17 protein-coding genes are annotated in these 19,708 nt (G+C 68.3%); 11 read left to right on the top strand and 6 right to left on the bottom strand.

From position 1 onward, the window contains the following. Nucleotides 1-16 precede the first annotated feature (16 nt). Both gcl and ACFVXC_RS03640 read left to right on the top strand, forming a co-directional pair. A complete protein-coding gene (gcl, locus tag ACFVXC_RS03645) occupies nucleotides 17-1,813 on the top strand; it encodes a glyoxylate carboligase (protein WP_389901054.1) in 1,797 nt (598 codons plus the stop codon). A gap of 72 nt (nucleotides 1,814-1,885) precedes the next feature. Next, nucleotides 1,886-2,464 carry a YdeI family protein gene (locus tag ACFVXC_RS03640; protein WP_389901052.1) on the top strand — a complete coding sequence of 193 codons (579 nt, stop codon included), beginning with the start codon at nucleotides 1,886-1,888 and terminating at the stop codon, nucleotides 2,462-2,464. Between the two features lie 421 nt (nucleotides 2,465-2,885). On the opposite strand, the gene ACFVXC_RS03635 is transcribed toward ACFVXC_RS03640, so the two are convergent. The 3 genes from ACFVXC_RS03635 to ACFVXC_RS03625 all read right to left on the bottom strand — a co-directional run bounded on the left by ACFVXC_RS03635 (nucleotide 2,886) and on the right by ACFVXC_RS03625 (nucleotide 6,410). Beyond that, nucleotides 2,886-4,343: a catalase gene (locus ACFVXC_RS03635; protein ID WP_389901050.1), complete on the bottom strand. Its 1,458-nt coding sequence runs from the start codon at nucleotides 4,341-4,343 to the stop codon at nucleotides 2,886-2,888. Nucleotides 4,344-4,599: 256 nt separating this feature from the next. Beyond that, nucleotides 4,600-5,490 (bottom strand): 2-hydroxy-3-oxopropionate reductase, encoded by an 891-nt coding sequence (locus tag ACFVXC_RS03630; RefSeq protein ID WP_389901048.1) that lies wholly within the window; start codon nucleotides 5,488-5,490, stop codon nucleotides 4,600-4,602. A gap of 92 nt (nucleotides 5,491-5,582) precedes the next feature. Continuing rightward, nucleotides 5,583-6,410, bottom strand: coding sequence for a TIM barrel protein (locus ACFVXC_RS03625; protein WP_389901046.1), 828 nt, complete (start codon nucleotides 6,408-6,410; stop codon nucleotides 5,583-5,585). Nucleotides 6,411-6,591: 181 nt separating this feature from the next. Between ACFVXC_RS03625 and ACFVXC_RS03620 the strand changes: the two genes are divergently transcribed. The 9 genes from ACFVXC_RS03620 (at nucleotide 6,592) to ACFVXC_RS03580 (ending at nucleotide 15,419) form a co-directional block, all read left to right on the top strand. Beyond that, nucleotides 6,592-6,852: a hypothetical protein gene (locus tag ACFVXC_RS03620; RefSeq protein ID WP_389901044.1), complete on the top strand. Its 261-nt coding sequence runs from the start codon at nucleotides 6,592-6,594 to the stop codon at nucleotides 6,850-6,852. Then, on the top strand, nucleotides 6,849-7,217 hold the full coding sequence (locus ACFVXC_RS03615; protein ID WP_389901042.1) for a helix-turn-helix domain-containing protein: 369 nt from the start codon (nucleotides 6,849-6,851) through the stop codon (nucleotides 7,215-7,217). Before ACFVXC_RS03620 ends, ACFVXC_RS03615 begins: the two co-directional genes overlap by 4 nt. Before the next feature lie 168 nt (nucleotides 7,218-7,385). Continuing rightward, the gene (gene uraD, locus ACFVXC_RS03610; RefSeq protein ID WP_389901041.1) at nucleotides 7,386-7,904 is read left to right on the top strand and encodes a 2-oxo-4-hydroxy-4-carboxy-5-ureidoimidazoline decarboxylase; all 519 of its coding nucleotides are present in this window, start codon (nucleotides 7,386-7,388) and stop codon (nucleotides 7,902-7,904) included. Beyond that, complete coding sequence (gene uraH / locus ACFVXC_RS03605; RefSeq protein WP_389901039.1) at nucleotides 7,904-8,311, top strand: hydroxyisourate hydrolase; 408 nt, start codon at nucleotides 7,904-7,906, stop codon at nucleotides 8,309-8,311. Before uraD ends, uraH begins: the two co-directional genes overlap by 1 nt. Nucleotides 8,312-8,316: 5 nt before the next feature. Beyond that, nucleotides 8,317-9,240, top strand: a complete 924-nt coding sequence (pucL, locus tag ACFVXC_RS03600; protein WP_389901037.1) for a factor-independent urate hydroxylase — start codon at nucleotides 8,317-8,319, stop codon at nucleotides 9,238-9,240. A 67-nt stretch (nucleotides 9,241-9,307) separates the two neighbouring features. After that, entirely contained in the window at nucleotides 9,308-10,720 is a 1,413-nt protein-coding gene (locus tag ACFVXC_RS03595) for a nucleobase:cation symporter-2 family protein (protein WP_389901035.1), read from the top strand. 48 nt (nucleotides 10,721-10,768) lie between these two features. Further along, nucleotides 10,769-12,157, top strand: a complete 1,389-nt coding sequence (locus tag ACFVXC_RS03590) for an 8-oxoguanine deaminase (protein ID WP_389901033.1) — start codon at nucleotides 10,769-10,771, stop codon at nucleotides 12,155-12,157. Between the two features lie 371 nt (nucleotides 12,158-12,528). Further along, nucleotides 12,529-13,887 (top strand): nucleobase:cation symporter-2 family protein, encoded by a 1,359-nt coding sequence (locus ACFVXC_RS03585; RefSeq protein ID WP_389901568.1) that lies wholly within the window; start codon nucleotides 12,529-12,531, stop codon nucleotides 13,885-13,887. 137 nt (nucleotides 13,888-14,024) lie between these two features. Continuing rightward, a complete protein-coding gene (locus ACFVXC_RS03580) occupies nucleotides 14,025-15,419 on the top strand; it encodes a nucleobase:cation symporter-2 family protein (RefSeq protein ID WP_389901032.1) in 1,395 nt (464 codons plus the stop codon). Nucleotides 15,420-15,543: 124 nt separating this feature from the next. Here the strand turns inward: ACFVXC_RS03580 and ACFVXC_RS03575 are convergent, their stop codons facing one another. The 3 genes from ACFVXC_RS03575 to ACFVXC_RS03565 all read right to left on the bottom strand — a co-directional run bounded on the left by ACFVXC_RS03575 (nucleotide 15,544) and on the right by ACFVXC_RS03565 (nucleotide 19,532). Continuing rightward, entirely contained in the window at nucleotides 15,544-16,188 is a 645-nt protein-coding gene (locus ACFVXC_RS03575; RefSeq protein ID WP_389901030.1) for a LysE family translocator, read from the bottom strand. 129 nt (nucleotides 16,189-16,317) lie between these two features. Continuing rightward, the gene (locus ACFVXC_RS03570) at nucleotides 16,318-17,163 is read right to left on the bottom strand and encodes a chitosanase (RefSeq protein ID WP_389901028.1); all 846 of its coding nucleotides are present in this window, start codon (nucleotides 17,161-17,163) and stop codon (nucleotides 16,318-16,320) included. Nucleotides 17,164-17,312: 149 nt separating this feature from the next. Next, a complete protein-coding gene (locus tag ACFVXC_RS03565; RefSeq protein WP_389901026.1) occupies nucleotides 17,313-19,532 on the bottom strand; it encodes an alpha-N-acetylglucosaminidase in 2,220 nt (739 codons plus the stop codon). Nucleotides 19,533-19,708 lie beyond the last annotated feature (176 nt).

Genomic DNA, 19,708 nt, shown 5'->3' with positions numbered 1-19,708 from the left:
GAAGCAGGAGAACCCCATGGCCCGTATGACCGCTGTCCGCGCGGCAGTCGAGATCCTCAAGCGCGAGGGCGTCACCAACGCGTTCGGTGTGCCCGGCGCGGCGATCAACCCGTTCTACAAGGCGCTCCAGGAGGGCGGTGGCATCGACCACACGCTCGCCCGGCACGTCGAGGGCGCCTCGCACATGGCCGAGGGATACACCCGGGCCAACCCCGGCAACATCGGTGTCTGCATCGGTACGTCGGGCCCCGCCGGCACCGACATGATCACCGGTCTGTACTCCGCGACCGGTGACTCGATCCCGATCCTCTGCATCACGGGCCAGGCGCCGACGCACCTGCTCCACAAGGAGGACTTCCAGGCCGTCGACATCGCGTCGATCGCCACGCCGGTCACGAAGATGGCCGTCACGGTCCTGGAGGCCGCGCAGGTCCCCGGCGTCTTCCAGCAGGCGTTCCACCTGATGCGCTCGGGCCGCCCCGGCCCGGTCCTCATCGACCTGCCGATCGACGTCCAGCAGACCGAGATCGAGTTCGACCCGGAGACGTACGAGCCGCTGCCGGTCTACAAGCCGTCCGCGACCCGCGCCCAGATCGAGAAGGCGATCACCTTCCTGGTCGAGTCCGAGCGTCCGCTGATCGTCGCGGGCGGCGGCATCATCAACGCCGACGCCTGCGACCTCCTCGTCGAGTTCGCCGAGATCACCAACACCCCGGTCGTCCCGACCCTGATGGGCTGGGGCACCATCCCCGACGACCACGACCTGAACGCGGGCATGGTCGGCCAGCAGACCGGCCACCGCTACGGCAACGCGACGTTCCTTGAGTCGGACTTCGTCCTCGGCATCGGCAACCGCTGGGCCAACCGTCACACCGGCTACAAGCTGGACGTGTACACCCAGGGCCGCAAGTTCGTGCACGTCGACATCGAGCCGACCCAGATCGGCAAGATCTTCGCGCCGGACTACGGAATCGCCTCCGACGCCAAGGCCGCCCTCGAACTCTTCGTCGAGGTGGCCAAGGAGCTCAGGGCCGCGGGCAAGCTGCCCGACCGCTCCCAGTGGGTCGCCTCCCACCTGGAGCGCAAGGAGACGCTCCAGCGCCGCACGCACTTCGACAACATCCCCATGAAGCCGCAGCGCGTCTACGAGGAGATGAACAAGGCCTTCGGCCCGGACACGCGCTACGTCACCACCATCGGCCTCTCGCAGATCGCGGGCGCCCAGATGCTGCACGTCTACAAGCCGCGCCACTGGATCAACTGCGGCCAGGCGGGCCCGCTCGGCTGGACGATCCCGGCCGCCCTCGGTGTCGCCACCGCGGACCGCGACACCCCCGTCGTCGCCCTCTCCGGCGACTACGACTTCCAGTTCATGATCGAGGAACTGGCGGTCGGCGCGCAGCACCGCATCCCGTACGTCCACGTCCTGGTGAACAACGCCTACCTGGGCCTGATCCGCCAGGCCCAGATCGGCCTGGACATCAACTTCCAGGTCAACCTGGAGTTCGAGAACCAGAACAGCCCGGAGCTTGGCGTCTACGGCGTCGACCACGTCAAGGTCGCCGAGGGCCTGGGCTGCAAGGCCATCCGCGTCACCGACCCGAACGACCTTGCCGCCGCCTTCGAGCAGGCCAAGAAGCTGGCGCAGGAGCACCAGGTCCCGGTCGTCGTCGAGGCCATCCTGGAGCGCATCACCAATATCTCCATGAGCCCGACGGCCGACATCAGCGCGGTCAAGGAGTTCGAGGAGATCGCCACGGAGCCGGGCCACGCGCCCACCGCTATCCGGCCGTTGAAGGTCCAAAGCGCCTGACGTAGCCCTGGAGGGGCGGTCCACCCGGTGGGGTGGGCCGCCCCTTTGGCGCGTGCGGATTAGTGTGTGCGGATGGAATCGCTGGAGGGGCTGCGGGTCATGACCTGCGCGGACGTCGCGGAGCTCGACGCCTGGCTGGACGAACACCACGGCAGTGAGCCGGGTGCGTGGCTGCTGATCGCCAAGAAGGCGACGGGCGTGGCATCGGTGACATGGGGCGAAGTCGTCGACGTCGTCCTCTGCCACGGCTGGATCGACGGCCAGCGCAGGTCGCACGACGACGTGTACTTCCTTCAGAAGATCACCCGGCGCCGGCCGCGCGGCCTCTGGTCGAAGGTGAACGTCCAGAAGGCGGAGGCCCTGATCGCCGCCGGCCGCATGCGCGCCGCGGGCCTCGCGGAGGTGACGGCGGCCAAGGCCGACGGGCGCTGGGAGGCGGCCTACGAGTCGCAGCGCAACGCCACGGTGCCGGACGACCTGGCGGCGGCCCTGGCGGCCAGCACGGTGGCCCGTGAGACCTTCGAGGGCCTCACCAAGTCGGACCGATACGTGGTGCTGCACCGTCTGATGACGGCGAAGACGCCAGCCACCCGCGCCGCCAGGCTCGAACGGATGCTGGCCAAGCTGGCGTCGGGCGAGAAGGTGCGCTGAGCGGCGGGGCCGCTCCACGCAACACCGCGCCCGCGCACACAGAAGAGCGCCGAGTACGGGACCGTCCGTACTCGGCGCTCTGGCTCTCTCGGCTCAATGTCCTTGCGGCCATGGAGAGTTGTTGCCGTCCGACCGCGCGCGACTGGCGGAACATGCATACGCGCTGCCGGACGGAGTCGGTGGGGACTCCGAGGGATTCGGCTGGGACCGCGGCGGCTGCGAATGGCTCCGGGGTTCCTCTTCCCTCATGTCGAGAAGAGGGCCGTAGGGCCTTTACCACCGCACTGGCTCGCAGAGCCGCCACGGTCCTCGTCCGGCGCCCGGTTCACCACGGGACCACCCCTCATCCGGGTCCGTGATGGTGCGGGCACAGCACCGATGAGCTGACCTCCCGTCAATTCATCGGTGCGGCTCGGGAGTTCTAGTCCTCGCGCAGGGCGCGGACCGCCTCTTCCACACGCTTGCCGTACTCGGCGTCGGCGGCGTGGAAGTGGGCCAGGTTCTTCTCGATGACGTCGTCACGGCTGACCTGTGAGAGGCCGCCCGCGATGTTCGCCACCAGGCGGGACTGCTCCTCGGCCGACATCAGGCGGTACAGCTCGCCGGCCTGGAAGAAGTGGTCGTCCTTGGTGTGCAGCGGTGCCTCGTGCGTGCCGGTGTGGCCGTTGACGGCGAGCGGCGCGGAGAGGGCCTGGCCGGTCTCGACGGGGCCGTCGTACGAGTTGGGCTCGTAGTTCTTGCGGTCGCGGCCGTACGCGTTGGACGCCATCAGGCCGTCACGGCCGTAGTTGTCCGCGGACGTAGCCTTCGGCGCGTTCACCGCGAGCAGCGTGTGGTTGACGCCCAGGCGGTAGCGGTGCGCGTCCGCGTAGGCGAACAGGCGGCCCTGCAGCATCTTGTCGGGGGAGGGGCCGATGCCCGGAACGAAGTTGTTCGGGGAGAAGGCGGCCTGCTCGACCTCGGCGAAGACGTTGTCGGGGTTGCGGTCAAGGACCAGGCGGCCCACGCGCTGGAGCGGGTAGTCGCTGTGCGGCCACACCTTCGTCAGGTCGAAGGGGTTGAAGCGGTAGTCCGCCGCGTCCGCCGCGGGCATGATCTGCACGTGCAGCGTCCAGGACGGGTTCACGCCGCGCTCGATGGCCTGGAGCAGGTCCGTCTGGTGCGAGTTCGCGTCCTTGCCCGCGAGCTCGGCGCCCTGCTCGGCCGACAGGCTGCGTACGCCCTGGTTCGTCTTGAAGTGGTACTTCACGAAGAAGGCCTCGCCCGCCTCGTTCGTCCACTGGTAGGTGTGCGAGCCGTAGCCGTTCATGTGGCGGTACGACGCGGGGATGCCGCGGTCACCCATCAGCCACGTCACCTGGTGCGTCGCCTCGGGGGCGTGTGCCCAGAAGTCCCAGACGTTGTCCGGCTCCTGCTTGCCCGTGAAGGGGTCGCGCTTCTGGGAGTGGATGAAGTCGGGGAACTTGATCGGGTCCTTGATGAAGAAGACCGGGGTGTTGTTGCCGACGAGGTCGTAGTTGCCGTCCTCGGTGTAGAACTTCAGCGCGAAGCCGCGCGGGTCACGGACCGCGTCCGCGCCGCCGAGGCTGTCGGCCACCGTGGAGAAGCGCAGGAACGTCTCGGTGCGCTTGCCGACGGTGTTCAGGAAGTCGGCCGAGGTGTACGCGGTGACGTCGTCGGTCACCTCGAAGTAGCCGTAGGCACCGGAACCGCGGGCGTGGACGACACGCTCCGGGATGCGCTCGCGGTTGAAGCGCGCGAGCTTCTCGAGGAGGTGCTGGTCCTGGAGGAGAAGCGGGCCACCGACGCCGGCGGTGGCGGAGTTCTGATTGTCGGCGACGGGGGCGCCGGACTCGGTCGTGAGCACACGCTTCGACATGGTGGCGGGGTTGACCTTCCGTACGGACTACTGAAACTGCTGAGGTGACGCGAGCGTAAGTACGCCTGAACAGCCACGTCAACAGTTTGTTGAAGTTTTTGGGTGGGGCTTGTTCGGTTGTTTTTCACTTGTTCGTGCTGAGGCTTGGGTTCCGGACCGCGGCGACGCCTGGGCGCGACAGGACAGGTGTCAGCGCCGCCGCGGCCCGGAAGTTGAGGGAGCTCCCGGAGCCTCGTAAGGCTTCCTGGGGCTCGGCTTAGAGCTCGGCGCCCGAGAGGCGCTCGACGCCGCGAAGCAGCGCGGAGTGGTCGAGGCCGCCGTCGCCCTGCGTGCGCAGCGAGGCGACGAGCTGGGCGACCACGGCGCCGACCGGGAGCGAGGCACCGACATTGCGGGCGGCGTCGGTGACGATGCCCATGTCCTTGTGGTGCAGGTCGATCCGGAATCCGGGCTTGAAGTCGCGCTTGAGGAAGTTGTCCTTCTTGCGGGTCAGGACGGTCGAGCCCGCAAGCCCCCCGTTCAGGACGTCGAGGGCGGCGGTCAGGTCCACCCCGGACTTCTCCAGGAAGACGACTGCCTCGGCGCACGCCTGGATGTTCACGGCGACGATCAGCTGGTTGGCGGCCTTCACGGTCTGCCCCGAGCCGTGCGGACCGCACAGCACGATGGTCTTGCCGAGGGCGTCCAGGAGGGGCTTGGCCTCGTCGAAGTCGGCCTTCTCGCCGCCCACCATGATGGAGAGCACGGCCTCGATGGCGCCGGCCTCGCCACCCGAGACAGGGGCGTCGAGGACGCGGATGCCCTTGTCCTTGGCGGCCTTGGCCAGGTCCACGGAGGTCTGCGGGGTGATCGACGACATGTCGACGATCAACGCGCCGGACCTCGCGTTCTCCAGGATGCCGTTCTCGCCATACGCGATCGCCTCGACCTGCGGGGACGCGGGAACCATCGTCACGATGACGTCGGCGTCCTTGACGGCCTCGGCGATCGACTTCGCGACGGTGCCGCCGGCGGCGGCGAGACGGTCCAGCTTGTCCTGCTCAAGGGTGAAGCCGGTGACGGAGTAACCAGCCTTGATCAGGTTCTCGGACATGGGGGACCCCATGATGCCGAGTCCGATCCACGCGATCTTGGGAAGGTTGCTCATGAGGGAGCCTCTCTTGGAACTCTGCTGCTTCAACGAATCGGGTGCTGGGTGCCGGGTGGAGGGGCGGGAGGATTCCGCCGTGAAGCGGTGGGCTAGTCCGCGCTCGGCAGCCAGCCGAAGGCCTCGGCGCTAGGCCGGTCGCCGGGCTTGTACTCCAGCCCGACGTAGCCCTCGTAACCGGCCTTCCGGAGCTGATCGAGCAGCTCCTCCAGCGGAAGCGCCCCCGTACCCGGGGCCCCGCGGCCGGGGTTGTCGGCGATCTGCACGTGCGCGGTCTGGGCCACGTACCGATCGATGACGGCCGGCAGGTCCTCACCGTTCATGGACAGGTGGTACAGGTCCATGAGGAACTTCGCGTTACCGAGTCCGGTGGCGGAGTTCACCTTGTCCACCACGGCGATCGCCGCGTCCGCGCTGACGATCGGGCAGCGCGGCGACTCGGGCTTGTTCAGGGCCTCGATCAGCAGCACCGCACCCACGCGGTCGGCCTCGCGGGCCGCCAACACCAGGTTCTCCAGGGCGAGTTCGTCCTGGACCGCGGGGGTCACGCCCTCCACCCGGTTGCCGTACAGCGCGTTGAGCGCCTTGCAGCCGAGGGACTTGGCGAAGTCCGCGGCCACCGGGAGGTTCGCGCGGAACTTCTCGCTCTCCTCGCCCGGGATCGACAGGGCGCCGCGGTCCGGTCCCGGCAGCTGGCCCGCGTAGAAGTTCAGACCCACCAGCTCTACGCCGGCGTCCGTGATCGCGGCCCGCAGGGCGTCGAGCTCGGACTGCTCGGGGGTGGGGGCGTCGACCCAGGGCCACCACAGCTCGACCGCCGTGAAGCCCGCCGCGGCGGCAGCCGCGGGGCGCTCCAGGAGCGGGAGTTCCGTGAAGAGGATCGACAGGTTCACATTGAAGCGCTGGTCGGAGTATCCCATGGGGCTTCCGCGCTCCTTCCGTATAGCGGAAGTTAATTTCTGTCTGATGGAAGATTGCCGTCGAGGATCCGCCCTTGTCAAGAGGGGGCTGCCGGAAAATCGCCACGCCCGCCCGTCACCCGGCCACCACCCCTCATCGAGGCGCTGTCGCGCCGCACCTGTTGGTCGATAGGTTGAGCGCGTGCGATTGAGAGTGGAGTTCACGACCGAACCCTTCGACCTGGACGAGGCGCCCGCCCACGCGGTGGTGGCCCGCGACGTCATCCAGGGGGCCGACCTCGACGCCGTGGACGTCGGCCCCTTCGGCAACACCGCGGAAGGAGGCGCCGACGAGGTCCTGACCGCCGTCGACGCGCTGCTGCGCCAGGCCCTGGAGGCGGGCGCGACCCGTGTCTCGCTCCAGGTGAACGTGCTCGGAGAGTCGGGGGAGGTCATCGAATGACCGGACCCGGAGACGACCGCGACCCCTTCGTGGCGGCCGTCAAGCCGCTCGTGGACGCCATGGGCGGCGAAATGGTGCCCCCCGACCAGGCGGGCACCGACGACGTCGTCCTGGCCTGGGAGGGACAGGACGTGATCGCCGTACGCCTGCCGCAGCTCGCCGACTCCCTCGACCACATCCTGCTCGCCCTGGAGCGCAAGCGCGGGATGCCGCTGTCGGACCTTGACCGCAAGGCCAAGCAGGAAGTCGTGCGGATACTCGAGGCGCGCGGCGCCTTCGCCGTGCGTCACGGAGTGGAGACAGTCGCCGGCGCGCTCGGCGTCTCACGCTTCACTGTGTACAACTACCTCAACCGCTCCACCTGACCTGCCAGGTAACCCCCAGGTCAGAGCGCCGCCAAAGGCCACCGTCCGTTAACCGGACGGTGGCCTTTGTTACTCGAAGTTTTCAACAAAGTGTTGACGTGGTGTTTCGGCTGGCGTTAGCTATCCGCAGCCCGTCCAGCACAAGGCCGTATGGCCACGGAGGCACCCGTGACTTCGAGCTCGACGCCGGGCCCAGCCCGGTTCAACGCCTTGCCGGAGAGCGCGGCCACCGCCGCCCTCCACGAGGCCTGCGCCTCATCGGCCTGGGGAAGCAAACTGCTCTCCCAGCGCCCTTTCCCCACCGTCGAAGCCCTCTTCGCCGCAAGTGACGCCGCCATGGCGGAGCTGACCGCCGAGGATCTGGCCGAGGCGATGGCCGGGCATCCGCCGATCGGCCGCCCGAAGCCCGGGGACCCCACGTCGTCCCGCGAACAACGCGGCATGGCGGGGGCCTCCGAGGAACTCAAGGCCGAGATGCTCGAACTGAACCTGGCCTACCAGGACCGGTTCGGACATGTCTTTCTGATCTGCGCCACCGGGGCCACCGGTGAGCAGATGCGCGACGCGATGAAGGCACGGATCGGCAACACGGCCGAGGCGGAGCGCGAAATCGTGCGCACCGAACTCGGGAAGATCAACCGCATCCGGCTGGCCCGTCTCGTAGAAGCAGAAGAGGACAACGACTGATGAGCACTGACACCACCGCCTCGGTGTCCACGCACATCCTGGACACCAGCGTCGGACGCCCCGCCGAGGGCGTCGCCATCTCGCTCACCGCCCGCAGCGGCCGTGACGCCCAGTGGGTGGCGCTCGGCGGCTCCGCGACCGACGCGGACGGGCGCTGCAAAGACCTCCCGGCCCTGCCGGAGGGCACCACACACGTACGACTCGACTTCGAGGTCGAGGCGTACTTCTCCAAAAACCAGCACAGCGACAAGAAGCAAGCCGAGGCGCAGCAGGACGCCCCCCGCGTAAGGGACAGCGGTGCGTTCTTCCCGGAGGTGGCGATCACGTTCGCCGTCAACCCGGGCGAGCACTATCACGTACCGCTGCTGCTCAACCCGTTCGGCTACTCCGTTTACCGAGGGAGCTAGCAGACATGCCCACGATTCTCGGCCAGAACCAGTACGGCAAAGCAGAGAACCGCGTCGTCAAGATCACGCGGGACGGCGACACCCACCACATCAAGGACCTGAACGTCTCGGTCGCGCTCTCCGGCGACATGGAGGACGTCCACTACTCCGGCTCGAACGCCAACGTCCTGCCGACGGACACCACCAAGAACACGGTGTACGCGTTCGCCAAGGAGTACGGCATAGAGTCCGCCGAGCAGTTCGGCATCCACCTGGCCCGGCACTTCGTGACGTCCCAGGAGCCGATCAAGGTCGCGCGGATCCGCATCGAGGAGTACTCCTGGGAGCGCATCGCGACCTCGGACAACAACTCCAAGTTCATCGGCTCGGACGAGGTCAACCACTCCTTCGCCCGCAAGGGCCAGGAGCTGCGCACCACGCAGATCACCTTCGACGGTGAGAACTGGGAGATCATCTCCGGGCTCAAGGACCTCACGGTCATGAACTCCACCAACTCGGAGTTCTGGGGCTACGTCAAGGACAAGTACACGACGCTGAAGGAGGCGTACGACCGCATCCTGTGCACCGACGTCTCCGCCGCCTGGCGTTACAACTGGACCAGCGACGCGGACCGGATGCCCAACTGGGAGAAGTCGTACGCGCAGGCCAAGAAGCACATCCTGCAGGCCTTCGCCGAGACCTACTCCCTCTCGCTGCAGCAGACCCTCTACCAAATGGGTTCGCGTGTCATCAACAGCCGGAGCGAGATAGACGAGATCCGCTTCTCGCTGCCGAACAACCACCACTTCCTGGTGGACCTCGAGCCCTTCGGTCTCAAGAACGACAACGAGGTCTACTTCGCGGCGGACCGCCCCTACGGCCTGATCGAGGCCACGGTTCTCAGGGACGGGATCCAGCCGAAGATCCCGGTCGACATGACCAACCTCTGACGCGGGACGCGCGCCCCCGCCCGTCCGCAGCGGACGGGGGCGCGCCACACCGGAGGGAACAGCAGCAATGGCACAGCCTGCAAAAGGGTCTGAGAAGGGCCCGTGTTCCACCCCATCGGGCATAGCCGACGGCGAGTCAACTCCCGTCTGCCACCCGGTGGATGAGAAGCTCACCCCCTCGCGGCTCGTCCCCGCCGCGCTCCAGCACATCGCCGCCATGTACGCGGGTGTCGTCACTCCGCCGCTGATCATCGGCCAGGCCTGTGGCCTGGACACGGTCGCGCAGACGCGCCTCATCGCCGCGAGCCTGCTGATCGCCGGACTCGCCACGATCCTGCAGACGCTCGGCGTCAAGGGTTTCGTCGGCAACCGGCTCCCCTTCGTGAACGCCGCTTCGTCCGCGGGCATCGCGCCCATCCTCGCCATCGCCGAGAACAGCGCCAAAGGCCACCAACTCACCTCCATCTACGGCGCGGTGATGGTCGCGGGCGTCTTCTGCCTCGCGGTGGGCCCGTTCTTCGGGCGCCTCCTGCGCTTCTTCCCGCCGCTCGTCACCGGCGTCGTCATCACGCTCATCGGCGTGACGCTGATGCCCGTGCCCGTCGCCTGGGCGCAGGGCGGCGACAAGACCGCCGCCGACTTCGGCGCCATGAAGTACCTCGCGCTCGCCGCCTTCACGCTCGCCGTGATCCTCGTCTTCCAGCGCTTCGGACGCGGCTTCCTCAAGCAAGTCGCCCTGCTGCTCGGCCTGTTCATCGGAACGCTCGCCGCGATCCCGTTCGGGATGGCCGACTTCGGCGCCATCAAGTCGGCACCGGTGGCGGCGCTCCCGACGCCCTTCGCCTTCGGGGTCCCGGAGTTCCAGCCCGCCGCGATCCTCTCGCTCTGCATCGTGATGCTGGTCCTGATGACCGAGTCGTCGGCCGGCATGCTCGCCCTCGGCGAGATCTGCGACCGCAGGAGCGACGGCAGGACCATCACCCGCGGCCTGCGCACGGACGGCATCGCGACACTCATCGGCCCGGTCTTCGGCGGTTTCCCCACCTCGGCCTTCGCGCAGAACGTCGGCGTCGTCTCCCTGACACGTGTCCGCAGCCGCTATGTCGTGGCCGTCGCGGGCGGCGCGCTCATCGTGCTCGGTGCCTTCCCGATGCTGGGCGCGGTCGTCAGTCTCGTACCGATGCCGGTCCTCGGCGGCGCGGGCATCGTCCTCTTCGGCTCCATCGCGGTGAGCGGGATCCGTACGCTCTCCGAGGCGGGCCTCGACGACAGCTCCAACATCATCCTGGTGGCCGTCGCGCTCGGAGCGGGCATCATCCCGCTCGCCGCGCCCACCTTCTACGCCGGATTCCCGGCCTGGGCGCAGACCGTCCTCGGCTCCGGAATCAGTGCGGGAGCGCTGACCGCGGTCCTGCTCAACCTGTTCTTCAACCATCTCGGCACCCGCAGCCCCGCGGCCGCGGCACTCAAATCTTCCTAGGGTCATGCCGTGCCCACATCGCCACTCACCGAAGAAGGAAGAAGCACCATGGCAGCACCGGCAGACCTTCAGCGCATCGTCATCGAGAACTGTGCCATCGCGACCGTCGACGCCGACGACACCGAGTACGCATCGGGGTACGTCGTCGTCGCGGGCAACAAGATCGAGTCCATCGGCGCCGGAAAGGCCCCCGAGGGCCTTCAGAACGTCGTACGCCGCGTGGACGGGACCGGTCACCTCGTGACCCCCGGCCTGGTCAACACGCACCACCACTTCTACCAGTGGATCACCCGTGGCCTGGCCACCGACCACAACCTCTTCAACTGGCTCGTCGCGCTCTACCCGACGTGGGCGCGCATCGACGAGCAGATGGTGAAGGCGGCGGCACAGGGTTCGCTCGGCATGATGGCCCGCGGCGGTGTCACCACCGCGATGGACCACCACTACGTCTTCCCGAAGGACTCCGGCGACCTCTCCGGTGCCATCATCGGCGCGGCGAGCGACATGGGGGTGCGCTTCACCCTCGCCCGCGGCTCCATGGACCGCAGCGTCAAGGACGGCGGCCTGCCGCCGGACTTCGCCGTCGAGACCCTCGAAGGCGCGCTCGCCGCGACGGCCGCCACGGTCGACAAGCACCACGACGCCTCCTTCGACGCGATGACCCAGGTCGCCGTCGCCCCTTGCTCGCCGTTCTCGGTATCCACCGAACTCATGAAGCAGGGCGCGGAGTTGGCGCGCGCCAAGGGTGTACGTCTGCACACCCACGGCAGTGAGACCGTCGAGGAGGAGCAGTTCTGCAAGGAACTGTTCGGCATGGGCCCCACCGACTACTTCGAGTCGACGGGCTGGCTCGGTGACGACGTGTGGATGGCGCACTGCGTCCACATGAACGACTCCGACATCGCCGCATTCGCCCGCACGGGTACCGGAGTCGCGCACTGCCCCTCCTCCAACGCCCGCCTGGCGGCCGGCATCGCCCGTGTCCCCGACATGCTCAAGGCGGGTGTCCCGGTCGGCCTCGGTGTCGACGGCACCGCGTCCAACGAGTCCGGCGAACTGCACACCGAGCTGCGTAACGCACTCCTCATCAACCGCCTCGGCGCACACCGCGAAGCGGCCCTGAACGCCCGTCAGGCCCTGCGCCTGGGTACCTTCGGCGGCGCCCAAGTCCTCGGCCGCTCCACGCAGATCGGGTCACTCGAGCCGGGCAAGCTCGCCGACCTGGTCCTCTGGAAGATCGACGGCATCGGGCACTCCTCGATCGCCGACCCGGTGACCGCCATCGTCTTCGGCGCGGCGGCCCCGGTCACGCTCTCCCTCGTCAACGGCCGGCCGATCGTCGAGGACAGCCGCCTGCTGCACGTCGACGAGGACGCCATCGCCCGCTCCGCACGGGACGAGGCACAGCGCCTCGCGCGGATCTCCGCCGAGGCCTGACCCAAGAACTCCGGTCAGGGGGGACGGCCCTTGACCGGACTTGAGCAGCCGAGCGGGTTGCTCAAGTGCCGCCCCGGAACGTGGCCCAAAGCTTCACGTTCCCGGGGCGGTCAGTAATACCTGGGCGCGACCACAACTTCACACCGAGCAAGCCCTTGCACCACGCACCACCTCCCAGAAGCGAAAAGTGCCGGCAATGCCGCCCGTACTGGAAAACAACCGGAGGAGCCACAGTGGCCACTCAGCCCAGGTTCACCAAGCAAGGCACCACCCCAGGCACCACCCCAGACCCATCCGAATCCGACGGCGAAAGCGCCATAGGACAGGTGGACGAAGTCCACCCCGTCGACCAGAAGCTCCCCCCGCTCAAGATGGCGACGACCGGCCTCCAGCACGTGGCGGCCATGTACGCGGGTGTCGTCGCCCCGCCGCTCATCGTGGGCGCGGCGATCGGCCTCTCGCCGAAGGAACTCACTTTCCTGACCGGCGCCTGTCTGTTCACCGCGGGCCTGGCCACCTTCCTCCAGACGCTCGGCATCTGGAAGATCGGCGCCCGTCTGCCCTTCGTCAACGGCGTCACCTTCGCGGGCGTCGCCCCCATGCTCGCGGTCGTCGACTCGACCGACAACAAGGACGACGCGCTACCGATCATCTTCGGCGCGGTCATCGTCGCGGGCGTACTCGGCTTCATCGCGGCGCCGTTCTTCTCGAAGCTGGTCCGCTTCTTCCCGCCGGTGGTGACCGGCACGGTCATCACGCTCATCGGCATCTCGCTCATGCCGGTGGCCTTCGGCTGGGCACAGGGACCAGTACCCACCGCTGACGACTACGGCTCGATGCAGAACCTGGGCCTGGCGGGCATCACGCTCGTGATCGTCCTGCTCCTGCGCCGCTTCACCACGGGCTTCGTCAAGCAGATCGCCGTGCTCCTGGGCCTCGTCGTCGGCACGCTCATCGCGATCCCGTTCGGAGTGACGGACTTCAGCCCGGTCGGCGACGCCGACATCGTCGGCTTCCCGACGCCGTTCCACTTCGGCGCCCCGCAGTTCGCGGCGGCGGCGATCGTCTCCCTCTGTGTCGTCATGGTGGTCTCGATGACCGAGTCCACCGCGGACATGCTGGCGCTCGGCGAGATCGTCGGCCGACCCGCCGACGAGAAGACCATCGCGGCCGGTCTGCGCGCCGACACCCTCGGCTCCGCGCTCAGCCCGCTCTTCAACGGCTTCATGTGCAGCGCGTTCGCGCAGAACATCGGCCTGGTCGCGATGACGAAGATCCGCAGCCGGTACGTCGTCGCCGTGGGCGGCGGTTTCCTGGTCCTGATGGGCCTGTGCCCGATGGCCGCCTCGCTCATCGCCGTCGTACCGCGTCCGGTGCTCGGCGGCGCGGGTGTCGTCCTCTTCGGCTCGGTCGCGGCGAGCGGCATCCAGACCCTGGTCAAGGCCAACCTGGAGCGCGACAACAACGTCCTGATCGTGGCCGTGTCCCTCGCAGTGGGCCTCATCCCGATCGCGGCGCCGGAGTTCTACCACGCGTTCCCGGAGACCGCGAAGATCATCCTCGACTCGGGCATCTCCACGGGCTGTGTCGCGGCCGTGCTGCTCAACCTCGTCTTCAACCACATCGGCAAACGAGGTGAGGACGACGACGTGACCAACCCGATGGAGCCCGGGGGAGAAATCGCTGAACAGAGGGTGCACGAAGAGTCTTCCCCGGCGGGGGCCCACTGACGTAACGTGCGTGGCGCCGCCCGCATCGCGGAAGTTACTTTCCAGTCGGATTAATGGTCGGTCCCGCCGCGCGCCTCGTGAACTCCCGCGCGACGGGCCCGACTTCCGGCGCCACGCACACGGAAGAAGCGCCACCCATGAGTTCTCAGCCCCGCCCCGCCGACGAGGCCGCACCGGCCACCCCGGCCCCTGAGGTTCATCCGGTCGACGAGATCCTGCCGCCGGGCCGGATGCTCGTCGCAAGCCTCCAGCACGTCGCCTCCATGTACGCGGGCGCCGTCTCGGTCCCGCTGGTCGTGGCCGTCGCCGCCAAGATGTCGCCGGGGGACACGGCCGTACTCATGGGCGGAAGCCTCCTGATGGCGGGCGTGGCGACGCTGCTCCAGACCCTCGGCATCGGCAACTTCATCGGCTCCCGCCTGCCCTTCGTCAACGGCGTATCGTTCGCGGGCGTCGGCGTGATGCTCACGATCATCACGACACAGGGTGGTGTCGAGGCGGGGATGCCCGTCGTCTTCGGGGCGATCATCGTCTCAAGTCTCTTCGGTTTCCTGGTCAGTTCGTACTTCTCACGCCTGGTCCGCTTCTTCCCGCCGGTGGTGACGGGCTCGGTCATCACCCTGATCGGCGTCTCGCTCATCCCCGTCGCGTACGACTGGATAGTGGACGACTCGTCGACGGGCACCCCGGAGCCCGGCAGCATCGGCCTTGCCGGGGCGACCGTCCTGGTCATGCTCCTGCTCCAGCGCTTCACGCACGGCTTCCTCAAACAGATCAGCATGCTCTTCGCCATGATCTTCGGAACGCTGCTCGCCATCCCGATGGGCCTGGCCGACTTCTCCAAACTGGACGACGCGGCCCTGGTGGGCATCCCCTCGCCCCTCCACTTCGGCGCACCGCAGTTCAACATCCCGGCCATCATCTCGATGTGCGTCGTGATGCTGGTGATCCTCACCGAGTCGACCGCCGACATGATCGCCCTTGGCAAGATCGTCGACAAGGAGGTCGACGAGAAGACCATCGCCCGCGGCCTGCGAGCCGACGCACTCGGCTCGGCCCTGAGCCCTCTGTTCAACGCCTTCCACGCGAGCGCGTTCGCGCAGAACATCGGCCTGGTCGTCATCTCCAAGGTGCGCAGCCGCTTCGTGGTGGCGCTCAGCGGCGCCATCCTGGTCCTGATCGGCCTCAGCCCCGCGGCGGCGGCGCTGATCTCGGTCGTCCCCATGCCGGTCCTGGCAGCCGTCAGCCTCTTCCTCTTCGGCTCCATCGCGGTCAGCGGCATCCAGACACTGCTCCAGGCGGACCTGCACAGGGGCGACAACGCCCTGATCGTCGTGGTCACCCTCGGCGCGGGCCTGGCCCCCGCACTCTCGGAGGGCTTCTACGACGCGTTCCCGGCCTGGGCGCAGATCGTCCTGGGCTCCGGCATCTCAACGGGCTGCCTGCTCGCGGTGACCCTGAACCTGGTCTTCAACCACCTGGGCACAAGGCCGAGTTCGGCCCCCGCCCCGGAGCCCGCGATCACACCCTGACCCACGTGTCCGGCGTGAGCAAACTGAGGGCCAGGTCGGATCGCAGGAAAGTCCCTCCGCAGGCCCTCCCCAGGGCACTTCCGGTGGGACTCTCCTGCAATTCCCCTACCACCACAGTCCCGTTTCAGCTGGCCGCGGCCGGGGCGCGGGTCGTCGCCAGTTTGACCGCGAGCGCGCCGAGCACCGTTCCCATCACGTACCGCTGGACCCGCAGCCACGACGGGCGGCGGGCCAGGAACACCGCGATGGTGCCCGCCGCCATGACGATGGCCAGGTTCACGCCCAGGCTGACGGAGATCTGTACGCCGCCGAGCACGAAGCCCTGCGTCAGTGTGTGACCGGCCGTCGGGTCGATGAACTGCGGTATCAGCGAGACGTACATGATGGCGACCTTCGGGTTCAGGAGGTTCGTGAGAGCTCCCATGGAGAAGAGCCGCCAAGGCGAGTCGGGCGCCGGCTCCTGGTGGGTGAAGACCGAGGTGCCGCCCGGCTTCAGGGCCTTCCAGGCCAGCCACGCCAGGTACCCGGCGCCCGCCAGCTTCACGGCCAGGTACAGCTGGGGTACCGCCAGGAACACCACCGACAGGCCGAGGTTGGCGGCGCTCAGATAGACGACGAACCCGACGGCGACCCCGGCCAGGGAGATCGCTCCGGCCCGCCTGCCCTGGGTGATGCTCCGTGAGACGAGGTACATCATGTTGGGCCCCGGCGTGAGCACCATGCCGAGAGAGACCACTGTGACGCCGAGGACCGCGTTCATTCCGATCATGGACCAAGGATCGGACGGCGGCACCGTCCAGCACCAGCGAAGAGTTCTTCACGCAACACGTAAGCGCTGCTACATCGGCGCGGGGTACCGGTGCCGGCTCCGGATCCCCACGCCGATGCGGCGGCCGGCTCACCCGATCCGATAAGGATCCCCATAGACCTTCCACTCCAGCGGAGTGTTCAGGCTCAGGTTGCCGTTCCGCAGGAACACCCGCTGTGCCGTGTCGACGCGGCTGGTGTCGCTGTGGGCCTCCTCCTGCTTCATGGCCCAGACCCGCGCGTCGAGGAACGCGTTCAGGTAGTTCCTCTCGTCGCCGCCCTGCGAGGGCGGCTTGGCCTCGTTGAGCGCGCGCTTGCGGATGCTGCCGAAGCTGGTGCTGTCGCCGCCGTCGCCGTGCATGACGATCGCGTCGTAGTACGCGAACTGCCCGAGGACGCCGATGCCGTCGGCCTTGCCCTGCTTGACGGCCGGGTTGAAGTAGACGCGGTCACGCTCGTCGTTCTGCGCCTTCTGGAACTCGGGGTCCTCGGCGGCCTTCTCCCAGTCGCGCTTGTAGCCGGGGTCGAGACCGTCGTGGGAGTCGGTGCCGTCCACCTCGCGCAGCGCGGGCAGGTACTTGGCGAGGACGTTGTTCGGCTTGCGCCGGGTGTAGAGCTCGACGAGGTCGAGCATGTCACCGGTGCCGGAACAGAAGCCGATGATCCCGGCGGTGTAGCCGCGGCCGTCGCCAATGTCCTCGCAGTAGCGGTAGTAGTCCTTCCACTTGAGGTCGGAGTTCTCGGCGCTGCAGACGATCTTCATGGCGATCTCCTTCTTCGCCGGATCGTCGAGTCCGCCCGCCTTGGCGGCCGGAGAGGCGCCTGCCGTCTGGGAGGCGATGACCGGGCCCGCGACGAGCGAGGCGCCGATGAAGGCGAGCAGGGTGCGGCGTGACGTGTGGATGCGGGGCGTGGGGGCGCGATGGGGGGTGGGCACGGGGCCTCCAAGGTGGGGGAGTTCGTCGTTCCGATGACGCTTGGGCTCTTCCGCGTACTGTTAGGAAGGTTTCCTACCAGAGATTGCGGATGACGTATACCCGTCAAGGGAGCGCGAGTTGACGATCGTGGAGATCCCGGCCCGTCCGGTTACCCGACCCCGATCAGCCGTTCGCGCACCTGAACAGCGACTTTGTACGTGTCCCCGATCGGCCGGACGGCGAGACGCCCCGGGTCACGAATCCAGCCGTCTTCGAGGGTGAACCAGTCGATGGCCTTCGGGGCGCGCCCTTCCCCGAGTGCCGCCCGCGACTCCTTGAAGTAGGTGTCCCAGCGCAGCCGGTAGAGCCCGCCGACGAGTCCGGCCCACTCGCGGTTGGCGTAGTCGCGCAGCCCGGCGTCCGCCCCGGACCGTGTACCCCACACGGTGAGCAGCGACAGCTGGTCGTACGCGAGCCGGTCACGCTCCTTCGCGTCGGCGCCCCACGAGCGGGCGTCCGCGACCCAACGACCCAGCAAATGGCGGGAGTCGGTGGCCAGCAGCTTGTCGAGCAGGTCCATGAGGCCGAGCCAGGTCCGGGTCAGCCGGTCGAAGCGGGCGGTGTCCCCGTCGTCGTACGCCCGCTTGATCCGAGGGAGGAGCACCCGGCTGCGATTGGAGAGGGCTTGGCGCGCGACGTCCAGTACGTCGCGCCGGTAGGCGGAGGACCCGCGCAACCCGGCCCGCACATCCAGGAGTTCGGCGAGCGCGGGCTCGAAGTCGGTCGGCTCGTACCGCATCGCCTTCGGCGACCAGGCCGCCGCCGACTTCGCCGACAGGTCGGGCCGTGCGCCGAAGAGGCCGTCCGCGCCCTCGGCCCACTCGTCGGCGCGGGTCGTGCCGTACGCGGTGCGGCGCAGGATGTCCCAGGCGGCGGCAGCGTGCGGATCGGCCGCTCCGTACCGCGATACGGACCAGTCGGCGAACCAGGCGTCCAGATCCAGGTCGCCGGTACGCCAGGCCAGTTCGGAGAACAGCTCGAAGGCGGCCGGGTTGTTGTCGGCCGCCTCCGGCATCAGGGAGATACCGCGCTGCGTGCTGCCTTCCTTGGTGCGCCACTTCTCGTAGAGCGCCGCCCAGTCGGGGGTGTTGGCGCCGAGAGTCGTGTGTCCGCCGAAGTTCCAGATCGAGCCGAACGTGTACGGGGTCCGGTTCCAGTCGGACTCGCGGTCGGTGACCTTCGGGAAGCGGTCGGAGAGGCCGTCGACCACCAGCATCCTGGACTTGTCGACGGCGTCGACGATGGCCTTGGGCGGATTGCTCTGCCAGCCGAGGATCACCCAGGTGGCGCCGGGGTGCGCGGCCCGGAGGGCCTTCTCGACGGCTTTGGCCGCATCCGGGACCGGTACGTCGCCCGGCTTCCCGCCCTCGTGGAGGAGGTCCATCTTGTACATGGTCGAGGTGCCGAACAGCTCGTCCTGGGAGCGGTAGAAGGCGGCGGCCACCTGCCTGAAGGCCTCGGTGCGCGGGTCCAGCCAGTCGGGCCGCGGGAAGCCGACCCAGTCGCCCTGCGGCACGGTCCTCGCGCCGGGGTTCCTCGCCGCGAAGCCGGGCGGCACCGTGCCGAAGTAGCCGGGCAGTACCGGCGTCATGCCGAGGTCGCGCAGCCGGTCCGCGATGCGGCGGCCCAACGCGGCCCGCCGGTCGAGCAGTTGACGCGAAACGGGGTACGGGAAGGCGGACATGTTCTGGAGCAGCCACCACGGCTGGTGTGCCGGGGCCGGGATCCACTCGCGCAACTCGCTCTCGGAGTAGCCGAACTCCTGGAACACGCGGTGGTAGAGGGCGTCCGCACCGACGTACACGAGCACTTCGTTGTAGCCGTGCAGCGCGAGCACGTCGATCTCGCGCTCCCAGTACGACCAGTCGTGGTACGCACCCGTGTAGCCGTCGTTCGTGTCGTTGAGGACGAAGCGGTGCGGGGCGTTGGCGCGTCCGGTCACCGGCTCGGCGAGGCCGGGGAGCCGGTCGGGCAGGTCCAGCTGGTCGCCCGCCCAGGTGATGTTCGCGTGGGCGTTGTGCTTCAAGTAGTGGCGCAGGCCGGTCAGTTGGGCTGCTGCGGTTGGTCCGGTGATGGTGATGTGCCCGCGCCGCCCGGATACCCGGAAAGTGTCGGCGGGGCCCGCGGTTTTGAACGTCAGCTGCTTGAAGTGTCCGGGCAGCAGACGCCGGGCGGCCTTGACCACGGGTGTGTCGAAGGACGCGGGCGACCCGGAGACCGATGGCGCACCGGAGGTCGGGGCGCCATCGGCGGTGGAGCCGGAACAGGCGACGGCGGCGCCGGTCGTTCCGGCGATGGCGGTGAGGAAGGTGCGGCGGGCCAGGGGCATGACGTGGGGATACCCTCCCGGTTCGGCGATGCCCGGGCGGGCGCCCGGGCAGTGCTGGACGGCGCACCACGATGAACCGCCCACGAACCATGGTCAAGATGCCGTGCCGAGGTGAACCACGGTCGTCCGGCACCGCTCCTCCGCCCGAAGCCCCGATGTTCGAACGCCCGATGTTC

This window comes from Streptomyces sp. NPDC058257, from assembly GCF_042881845.1.
Classification (GTDB): domain Bacteria; phylum Actinomycetota; class Actinomycetes; order Streptomycetales; family Streptomycetaceae; genus Streptomyces.
The sequence above is the reverse complement of the archived record's forward strand: the minus strand, read 5'-3'. Positions and strand labels throughout refer to the sequence as shown.